Origin of the sequence: Rhodococcus sp. NPDC127593 (assembly GCF_042671975.1) — a bacterium.
In the GTDB taxonomy this organism is placed as follows: Bacteria; Actinomycetota; Actinomycetes; order Mycobacteriales; family Mycobacteriaceae; genus Rhodococcus_F.
The window spans coordinates 69,396-76,893 of record NZ_JBHXWI010000050.1; the positions used below are offsets into that span (position 1 = coordinate 69,396).

A 7,498-nucleotide genomic window follows, 5' to 3' on the forward strand; every position below is an offset into this window, starting at 1 on the left:
TTCGTGGGAGTGCACACTCAGCCAGGTATCGGCAGTGCCTCCCTCACTGCAGTCCGACGCCTCGTAACCACTCGTCGACACTGCCCGCGGCGTCACCCACTATCTCGCCCTGGACCGCCAGACCCACGCCAATAATGGCGCCGGGACACGATTGTTCGTACACAGACGGGACACCGCTGAGGCCACTCACCGCATGAGTGGTGACCGGATACACCGTCTTCCCTCCGAAGTCGAGGGCCTCCGTGAACGTCCGCATGATCATGGGTGCGCTGCTGTTCCACACCGGCGACGCAAGTATCACGACGTCGTACTCTGCGATCGAGTTCAATGGGCCGGCGATGGCGGGCCGCGCATTACCCTGCTGTTCACGCCTGTTCTGTTCCACTGTCTCTTCGTAGTCGAACGGATACGCCTGCGCAGGTTCGATACGGTGCACATCGCACTCGGTTCTGTCGGCGATCAACCCGGCCAAGATTTCGGTGTTACCGACGTCGAGTACGGTGCGGTCACCGTAGTAATAGTTCTGGCCGGGTCGCGAGAAGTAGGCGAGGAGCACCCGTCCCCCTCGTGCCGGCGATGCGGGAGCATCCACCGCCGACTCGTCCTGTGTTCCGGTGGAACAGCCGGTCGCCAACCCGGCGAGCCCGGTGATGCCGAGCGCCAGCGCGCCGCAAACCAACGATCTTCTCGACGTGGCCGCCGTCAGATGCGGTTTCATCGAGCGTCGACCGACTCCGAGCGAGACTGCGCCCGCTCGGCGGGCACGATCACAGCCAGGACGACAACCAGCGCGACGGCAAGGATGACGCTTCCACCGGTCAGGGCTGCACCGGCACGATCGGCGACCGCCTCCGCGCCGCTGCTTGCGGCACCCGCATTCGCTGATACCGCAACCAGAACACCCAGGCCGAGCGCCATACCCAGCTGGTGGGCGGTGTTGAGCAATCCCGATGCCGCACCGGCATCGGCGGACTGCACGCCTGCGATGCCCGCATTGGTGAGCGGCGCAAACACAAAACCTTGCCCAGCCCCGATCAGCAGCATCGGCAAGCCGACTGCCGCCAGGTATGTATCACCGGCACCGAGTGTACTGAGCCACGTCATCCCGATAAGGGTGACCACTACCCCGACCGTCAAGAGTGCCGCATTCGGCACGTTCTTGTTCAACCTCGGAATAGCCAGTGCTACAACAAAATTGACGAGTGTCATGGGCAGAAAGCCGAGGCCCGCCTGAAACGGCGTGAATCCGAGACCGTCCTGCATGAACTGCGTGGTGAAGTAGAAGAAGCCGATCATCGAACCGAGAAACAGCAAACGCGTCGCATACGCGCCGCTCCGAATCCGACTGGCGAACAACCGCAAAGGCATGATCGGCTGCGCTACGCGAGATTCGTTCACCACCAGGCCCACGAGCAGAACAACACCGACGGCGAGCGAGGCGATCACGCGGGTACTGCTCCACCCGTATTCGCCGGATTCGATGATTCCGAAGACCAAGGCTCCGACACCGAACGTCGCACCCAGTGCGCCGACGACGTCGAACCGTCCCTTCCTGGCCGCCGTGTGTGTCAGCACCGCACGCGCACCGATGATCATGGCAATCGCAATAGGAACGTTGACCAGAAACCCTGCACGCCACGAAACCCACTGCGTCAGTGCACCGCCCACGAGCAATCCCAGGCTCGCACCGATTCCCGCGGAGGCTGCGTACCACGCAACTGCGCGCTTACGGGCCTCACCCTCGAAGTATGTCGTGATCAATGCGAGCGATGTGGGCGCGACGATAGCCGCCCCGATACCCTGCACGGCCCGGCCGGCGATCATCCACGCCCCCGACGGCGCCACACCGATCAGCAGGGATGCAGATCCGAAGATCGCCAAGCCGATGATGAACAGCCGCCGTCGCCCCACGATGTCTCCCACCCTCGCGGCCAGCAGCAGCAGACCTCCGAAGACAAGCGTGTACGCGTCCTGGACCCACGAGAGGGAACTCGGCGACAGGTCCAACCCGACCCGAATGCTCGGTAGTCCGGTGAATATCACCGAGTTGTCCATGAGGACCATGAAGTAGCTGATCAGAACGATCGCGAGAATAGCGGCCGACCTCTCTGTAGTCGGACTTGTCGGACTTGCGGTGACTGTCGTCATGGTTCCTCGGACTGTCGAAGTGGGTGTGTGAATACAGTTGACGCCGATTCCGTCAGCGAGAGGAGTCACTGTTGTTCCAGGTACTGTCAGTGCCTCCCCCCGACGTGACGAAGCTCCTATGGTGGAGGCATGAGCACGACCGACCTCCGTACCGAAATCCGCGATTTTCTCGGCTCGAGACGGGCCCGTATCACCCCGGACGAAGCCGGGTTGCCCGTTTTCGGCGGGAACCGACGGGTCAAAGGCCTGCGCCGCGAAGAAGTCGCAATGCTGGCCGGCGTCTCGGTCGACTACTACATGCGGATGGAGCGGGGCAGCCTGGCAGGCGCCTCCGACAGCGTCTTGGATTCTGTCGCCGGTGCCCTCAAGCTGGATGACGCCGAACGCGACCATCTCTTCGCACTCGCGCGACAGTCTCACTCGACCCCCGGTCGACGCAAACGCTCCACCCCGACTGCGGTGCGACCGGTGCTGCAGCAGGTGCTCGACGCCATCACCGACGCCCCCGCCTGGATCCGCAATGGTCGCCACGACATCGTTGCCATGAACCCGCTCGCCAGGGCTCTCTATTCTCCGGTTCTTGCCGACGGCCGGCGACCTGCCAACACAACGCGGTTCGTGTACCTGAATTCGGAAGTGGCAGAGGAATTCTTCGTCGACTACGACCAGATCAGCCGCGACTCGGCGGCGATGCTCCGTCTCGAGGCAGGCAAGAACCCACACGACAAAGCTCTCATCGAGCTGGTGGGTGAGCTCTCCACCCAGAGCGCATTGTTCCGTAAACACTGGGCATCTCAGGATGTCCGGTTCCACAGAAGCGGGCGTAAACGTCTGCGCCACCCCATCGTCGGACAACTCGATCTCGACTTCGAAGGTATGGAGCTACCTTCCGAGCCGGGCCTACATCTCAACATCTACACCGCAGCGGCGAATACTCCCACTGCCGATGCGATCAAGATGTTGGCCTCTTGGGCAGCGAGCCAGGAGAGCCTGGCTACCGAGCGTCCAGTCGTAACCAACGGATAACTGCCTCGATCGGGGCGGCCACCCGGTGCACGTCAACGGGTGGCTGCCGGTCGAGGTCGATGGACGCCCCCTGCTTGGCCGACCACCAATCGAGTACTTCCGGTTGAGTGAGTGAGCCGCAGAGCCTCGCGGTCCAGCCGGGCCTGAAGGGTCACCAAGGTGGTGTCTCCGATCCAGCGAGGACACAGCGGTGGCGTCCGTCGGGGCAAGGGCGGCGCCCAGGATGAGCGCCGCCCCCCATGTCAGTCCCAGGACGGTCCCGAGTCCGGCTATGCCGAACGCGGTGGCCACCACGAGCAAGGTGCTGAGCAGCAGAATTCCACGCAGATCCCGCGTGATCTCCCGCAGCGAGGTGGTCAGGCTCTCCCAGAACAGCAGGGCTGGGAGAAACAACACCAGAACAGCTTCGGAAGGCAGGTGAATTTCTCTGACCTGCGGGATGAACCCAACGGCGATCCCGAACAGCAGGAGCAGCAGCGGGACCGGCACGCGTAACCGCGGCGCGACGACCGATGCGGCAACCAGCAGCACTCCGATCAAGACGATCGTCTCGAGTGATTCCATCGGGCTTGCTCATCTCTGGTGAGGAACGATCGGTGGCAACCGTCGCCGTCGGGTCTGGAGCGAATTCAGCGACGACGTGCCGCGGCTGCCAATTCCGGTCCCCCGTAGCTGTTGTCATCGGGATTCACCGTAACGCCGGGGGCTACCATCTCGTCGATGCGATCGAGGACTTCGTGGGGCAACGTCACGTCCGCCGCCGGGAGCTGCGAAACCAGCTGCTCCATCGTGCGAGGACCGATGATGGCCGAGGTGACACCCGGGTGGTTGATGACGAACGCGATCGCCAGTTCGATCAGACTGATCCCCGCCTCGTCCGCTACGTGCGCCAACGCGTCGACGATCTCGAGCTTTTGCTGATTGGCGGCGCTCGCCATGTCGAAACGAGGTCCGGGGCGTGCCGCCGACGTCGGCACCGGAGCTGCGTCCTTGCGCCACTTGCCGGACAACCAGCCGCCGGCCAGCGGACTGTAAGTGAGGGTTCCCATCCCGAGGCGTCGTGTCGCGGGCAGTACGTCCTGCTCGATACCGCGGACCAGAATGGAGTATGGGGGCTGCTCCGTGACGAAGCGCGCCGAATGGGTGTCGCGCGCAGCGAACTGCGCTTCGACGATCTGGCTGCCGGAGTACGACGAGGATCCGATGTAGCGAATTTTTCCCTGACGCACGAGGTCGGTCAGTGCACCGAGCGTTTCCTCGACATCGGTGGAGTCACTGGGCCGATGCACCTGGTAGAGATCGATGTAGTCGGTTTCGAGGCGTCGGAGCGAATTCTCCACCTCCTGGAAGATCCACTTGCGCGACCCTCCACTACGGTTGGGGCCCTTGCCCATCGGCATGAAGAACTTGGTGGCCAGAACGACGTCGTCGCGGCGACCCTTCAATGCTTTTCCGACGATCTCTTCCGAACCGCCGTCGGAGTACACGTCTGCGGTATCGACGAAATTGATACCGGAGTCCAAGGCGTGATGGATGACCCGGATCGAATCGTCGACGTCCTTGTTCCCCCACTCACCGAACATCATGGTGCCGAGGCACAGCGGGCTGACTTCCACGCCTGTGCGGCCGAGTAGGCGGTATTCCATGTACTCTTCCCATCTTCTATGCGACACGAGGTCCTGAGGTGCTCAATGCTAAAACCGACCATCGGTTCATGGGAGGACCTGCCAGTACCCCTGCGCGAGCAGAAACCGGGCGAAGGGGGTACTGGCGTTACCTGGACAAGTAGGCACTCCCATACCAACCATTTCGAACGTTGAATGGACCAAGTCTGCTCGGCGGTGCGCGCCCCGTTCGCGAATTGCCGGTCTAGACCACGAACGCTACGAAAGGGACCAACGAACATGCGAGCAACGTTCATGTACGGCGCCGGAGATGTACGCGTCGAGACCGTGCCGGATCCGACGCTCCAGCTGAGCACCGACGCCCTCGTACGCGTAGTGCGTGCGTGCGTATGTGGCTCCGACCTGCACCCATACCACAACATGCCTGCCTCCTCCGCGGGTACGCCGATGGGCCACGAGTTCGTCGGCGTCGTCGAAGACATCGGCAAGGATGTCGCCACTTTGAAGAAGGGCGAGTTCGTCATCGCTCCCTTCGCCTGGTCCGACGGCACCTGCCAGTACTGCCTCGAAGGCCTGCAGACCTCGTGCGAGCACGGCGGATTCTGGGCAGCGGGCGGAATCGGCGGCGGCCAGGCCGAGGCGGTCCGTGTCCCCTTCGCCGACGGAACTCTGGTCAAGGCGCCCGTAGGTGAGGATTCCGCACTCCTTGCTTCGCTGCTGACTCTGTCCGACGTCTTCGGCACCGGGTACCATGCCGCGGTGAAGGCTCGAGTGAACGCGAACACCACTGTCACGGTCATTGGCGACGGTGCCGTCGGTCTGTCCGCGGTTCTGTCCGCGAAGCGACTCGGCGCGGAACGCATCATCCTCATGGGGCGCCACAAAGCACGGACCGATCTCGGGATCGAATTCGGAGCCACCGATGTCGTTGCCGAACGAGGCGAAGAAGGTATTGCCAAGGTCCGTGAACTCACAGGCGGCGCAGGAACTCACACAGTGCTCGAAGCGGTGGGCCACATGCCGGCCTACGAGCAAGCGCTACGTGTCGTCCGTGCAGGCGGAGTGATCAGCCGCGTCGGCGTTCCGCAGTACGAGGACGCAGCCATCGGCTTCGGCAGCCTCTTCGGGCCCAACATCACCCTTACCGGCGGGCCCGCCCCGGTTCGCGCCTACATCGAGGAGCTCTTGCCCGACGTGCTCGACGGCAAGATCGAGCCCGGAAAGGTCTTCGACCGCACTGTCGGACTCGATGACACCGCCGAGGGATACCGCGCCATGGACGACCGCGAAGCACTCAAGGTGCTCGTCCGTCCATGACGGTTCGAACAATGCAGCCGAGCGGGTCGCTGTCACCGGGGTGGGTATCGTGACGAAGACCGGTGCCCGCCCCGGGCGTGACGATGGCACCGGGCCGAATCGCGCACGCAGTTCGGTTGCATCCTTCGCGATTGTCATCGCCATACTTTTCGTCCTCACCTACCTCGATTCACAATGCATGTAACAGCGCTTCTCGACGAACGAAGGATCTTCACCATCAGCGAATGGACCACCGGAGAACTCGACGCGCTGGGCCGTGCGGGCGAATTACGTATCACTGGGCGCCGCAAGGACGGAACCCTCCGAAAGTTGGTCATCATCTGGGCAGTCCGTGTGGACGACTCGATCTACGTCCGATCTGTGAACGGGCCCGAGGCCGCTTGGTTCCGTGGCACCCGAGTCCTCGAGGAAGGACGCATCGAGTCCGGGGGGGTCACCAAAGACGTGACATTCACCCGTGACGACTCCAAGGATGCAGAAATCGACGCCGCGTACCGCCGCAAGTACGGATCCGGGTCCGCAGTTGAGCACATCACGAGTGCACTCGCCACCACTACATTGAGGGTCGAGCCGAAGTGACCGCACCCGTCCGAGCCGACTTGCTCGAGGCGTACCGATCGATGTACCGCGGCATGATTGAGCGAGACACGAGTACGCTCGCAACACTGCTCGACGACGGGTACACGCTTACCCATATGACCGGGTACGTCCAAACCGGAGCGGAATGGCTCGAGCAGATCGCATCCGGCGAGATGCGGTATTTCTCGGCGCGCGAACGGGATACGTCGATCAAGATCTCGGGCGACTCGGCACGCGTGGTCGGCAGAAGCGTCGTCGACGCGTCCATCTGGGGCAGCCGCGGGACTTGGAATCTTCAACTCGCAGCCGAGTACCGACTTCGGTCCGGTCGATGGATAGCGACTCTGACAGTGGCAAGTACGTTCTAGGCGAATAACTCTCGAGCGATTGCGTCGCAACACGCTCGACGGTTGCGTCTTCGACGGGCATCCGCGAGACCGGTAACACCAGGCCCTCCCACGTTCGACGTCAGCAGACTTCACTTGTACGAAGTGGCCGGCGATACGAACGCCGGCCGATCGAGAAGAGGACGGATCCCCCGTGGCGCCGAACGAGACCGCACGCAGCAACCATCACCGACTTTTCCCCGAGCTGACTTCCGCACTGTCGGACACCGATCCCGAGTTGATCGACTACTTCGACAACTTCGCGTTCGACGAAGTGATCGCGCAATCGGATCTCGACGAACGAACTCGCCTGGTGGTACAACTAGTGGTGTGTCTCGCAAATAATTCTTGATCGATTCGATAGAATCCGTACATGAGGAACCCGGTACCCGCTTTGGAGATTTCCGATGGGCAGCG

At 62.6% G+C, this 7,498-nt stretch carries 8 protein-coding genes and 1 pseudogene; 5 read left to right on the top strand and 4 right to left on the bottom strand.

The genetic code is table 11. From position 1 onward, the window contains the following. Positions 1-43: 43 nt before the first annotated feature. Both ACFVJ3_RS36175 and ACFVJ3_RS36180 read right to left on the bottom strand, forming a co-directional pair. Positions 44-718: a flavodoxin gene (locus ACFVJ3_RS36175; RefSeq protein ID WP_378456645.1), complete on the bottom strand. Its 675-nt coding sequence runs from the start codon at positions 716-718 to the stop codon at positions 44-46. Next, positions 715-2,148 carry an MFS transporter gene (locus tag ACFVJ3_RS36180; RefSeq protein ID WP_378456646.1) on the bottom strand — a complete coding sequence of 478 codons (1,434 nt, stop codon included), beginning with the start codon at positions 2,146-2,148 and terminating at the stop codon, positions 715-717. Before ACFVJ3_RS36180 ends, ACFVJ3_RS36175 begins: the two co-directional genes overlap by 4 nt. Before the next feature lie 129 nt (positions 2,149-2,277). Here ACFVJ3_RS36180 and ACFVJ3_RS36185 point away from each other — a divergent pair, with 129 nt between their 5' ends. After that, on the top strand, positions 2,278-3,174 hold the full coding sequence (locus ACFVJ3_RS36185; RefSeq protein ID WP_378456647.1) for a helix-turn-helix transcriptional regulator: 897 nt from the start codon (positions 2,278-2,280) through the stop codon (positions 3,172-3,174). A 186-nt stretch (positions 3,175-3,360) separates the two neighbouring features. Here the strand turns inward: ACFVJ3_RS36185 and ACFVJ3_RS36190 are convergent. Together ACFVJ3_RS36190 and ACFVJ3_RS36195 are read right to left on the bottom strand one after the other, a co-directional pair. Then, positions 3,361-3,738: pseudogene (locus ACFVJ3_RS36190) on the bottom strand (cation:proton antiporter); the annotation flags it as partial. 65 nt (positions 3,739-3,803) lie between these two features. After that, entirely contained in the window at positions 3,804-4,820 is a 1,017-nt protein-coding gene (locus ACFVJ3_RS36195; RefSeq protein ID WP_378456648.1) for an aldo/keto reductase, read from the bottom strand. 258 nt (positions 4,821-5,078) lie between these two features. Here ACFVJ3_RS36195 and ACFVJ3_RS36200 point away from each other — a divergent pair, with 258 nt between their 5' ends. The 4 genes from ACFVJ3_RS36200 (at position 5,079) to ACFVJ3_RS36215 (ending at position 7,433) form a co-directional block, all read left to right on the top strand. Next, positions 5,079-6,116: an alcohol dehydrogenase catalytic domain-containing protein gene (locus ACFVJ3_RS36200; protein ID WP_378456649.1), complete on the top strand. Its 1,038-nt coding sequence runs from the start codon at positions 5,079-5,081 to the stop codon at positions 6,114-6,116. Between the two features lie 174 nt (positions 6,117-6,290). Continuing rightward, the gene (locus tag ACFVJ3_RS36205; protein WP_378456650.1) at positions 6,291-6,695 is read left to right on the top strand and encodes a DUF2255 family protein; all 405 of its coding nucleotides are present in this window, start codon (positions 6,291-6,293) and stop codon (positions 6,693-6,695) included. Next, positions 6,692-7,063, top strand: coding sequence for a nuclear transport factor 2 family protein (locus ACFVJ3_RS36210; protein WP_378456651.1), 372 nt, complete (start codon positions 6,692-6,694; stop codon positions 7,061-7,063). The genes ACFVJ3_RS36205 and ACFVJ3_RS36210 overlap by 4 nt, the downstream gene beginning before the upstream one ends. Positions 7,064-7,235: 172 nt before the next feature. Next, positions 7,236-7,433, top strand: a complete 198-nt coding sequence (locus ACFVJ3_RS36215; RefSeq protein WP_378456652.1) for a hypothetical protein — start codon at positions 7,236-7,238, stop codon at positions 7,431-7,433. Positions 7,434-7,498 lie beyond the last annotated feature (65 nt).

Coding starts and splice junctions, on each gene's coding strand:
- ACFVJ3_RS36200 (WP_378456649.1), top strand. CDS start 5,079: ATGCGAGCAACGTTCATGTACGGCGCCGGAGATGTACGCGTCGAGACC.
- ACFVJ3_RS36205 (WP_378456650.1), top strand. CDS start 6,291: ATGCATGTAACAGCGCTTCTCGACGAACGAAGGATCTTCACCATCAGC.
- ACFVJ3_RS36180 (WP_378456646.1), bottom strand. CDS start 2,148: ATGACGACAGTCACCGCAAGTCCGACAAGTCCGACTACAGAGAGGTCG.
- ACFVJ3_RS36185 (WP_378456647.1), top strand. CDS start 2,278: ATGAGCACGACCGACCTCCGTACCGAAATCCGCGATTTTCTCGGCTCG.
- ACFVJ3_RS36175 (WP_378456645.1), bottom strand. CDS start 718: ATGAAACCGCATCTGACGGCGGCCACGTCGAGAAGATCGTTGGTTTGC.
- ACFVJ3_RS36195 (WP_378456648.1), bottom strand. CDS start 4,820: ATGGAATACCGCCTACTCGGCCGCACAGGCGTGGAAGTCAGCCCGCTG.